A 1,267-nucleotide genomic window follows, 5' to 3' on the forward strand; every position below is an offset into this window, starting at 1 on the left:
CGTGACCCAGCAGACCGTCGACACCTACGACGCCGACCGCAAGGCGAAGACGCAGCAGCTCAAGGTGCAGTTCACGGACACCGTCCTCACCTGCCGCTGACCACCACCCCGCCTCAGAGATCGGGCTTCGTCTGATGACCACCATCACGACCGCCACCGCGCTGCTCGCCGACATCGCGGTGGAGACGGACCGCACGGACGCCGTCCAGGCGTTCGTCAAGCAGGAGACGATCCTGGTCGAGATCGCGACCACGGACGGGCTCCGGGGAACCGGCTACTCCTACACCATCGGGACCGGCGGAAGCTCGGTGCTGAGCCTGCTGAACGACCACCTGCTCCCCCTTCTCGGGGGACAGGACGCGCGCAACGTCGAAGCGCTGTGGCAGCGACTGTTCGCCGCGACGCGGTCGACGACCACGGGTGCCATCACCTCCCTGGCACTCGCGGCCGTCGACACGGCCCTGTGGGACCTGCGCTGCAAACGCGCCGGCGAACCGCTGTGGCGCCTCGCCGGCGGACACCGCCCACAGGTCCCCGTCTACGACACCGAGGGCGGCTGGCTCCACCTGACCACCGACGAACTCGTGAAGTCGGCGCTCACCGCCCGGGAGGCGGGCTGGGCCGGAGTGAAGATCAAGGTCGGCAAGCCCCACGCCGCCGAGGACGCCGAGCGCCTGCGGGCCGTCCGCGAAGCCGTCGGGCCGACCCTGCACATCATGACCGACGCCAACCAGTCCCAGAACGCCTCCTCGGCGCTGCGACTCGCACGGGCCCTGGAACCCTACGACCCGTACTGGCTCGAAGAACCTCTGCCGGCCGACGACATCAGCGGCCACGCACGACTCGCGGCCGCCACCCGCATCCCCGTCGCGGTCGGCGAGTCCATGTACTCACTCGCACAGTTCCGCACCTACCTGGAGGCCGGCGCCGCGTCCATCGTGCAGGTGGACGCCGCCCGCGTCGGCGGCATCACCCCCTGGCTCAAGGTCGCCCACCTGGCCGAGAGCCACAACGTCCAGGTCTGCCCGCACTTCCTGATGGAACTGCACGTCAGCCTCGCCGCCGCCGTCCCCAACGGCGCGTTCGTCGAGTACATCCCCCAACTGCGGGCCGTCACCCGCACCGAACTTGCCGTCCACCACGGCATGGCCGTCGCTCCCGACACCCCGGGCATCGGGATCGACTGGGACATGGACGCCATCGACAACCGGAGGGTCGCATGAGCACCCCCACCGCGCCGTCCGACACCGCGACGACACACCCCGAC

General features: G+C 70.2%; 1 protein-coding gene. It reads left to right on the forward strand.

Annotated elements, in window-relative coordinates; genetic code table 11:
* Nucleotides 1-134 precede the first annotated feature (134 nt).
* The gene (locus PUR56_RS31230; RefSeq protein WP_329951440.1) at nt 135-1,223 is read left to right on the forward strand and encodes a mandelate racemase/muconate lactonizing enzyme family protein; all 1,089 of its coding nucleotides are present in this window, start codon (nt 135-137) and stop codon (nt 1,221-1,223) included.
* Nucleotides 1,224-1,267 lie beyond the last annotated feature (44 nt).

This window comes from Streptomyces sp. BE303, from assembly GCF_036290945.1.
Classification (GTDB): domain Bacteria; phylum Actinomycetota; class Actinomycetes; order Streptomycetales; family Streptomycetaceae; genus Kitasatospora.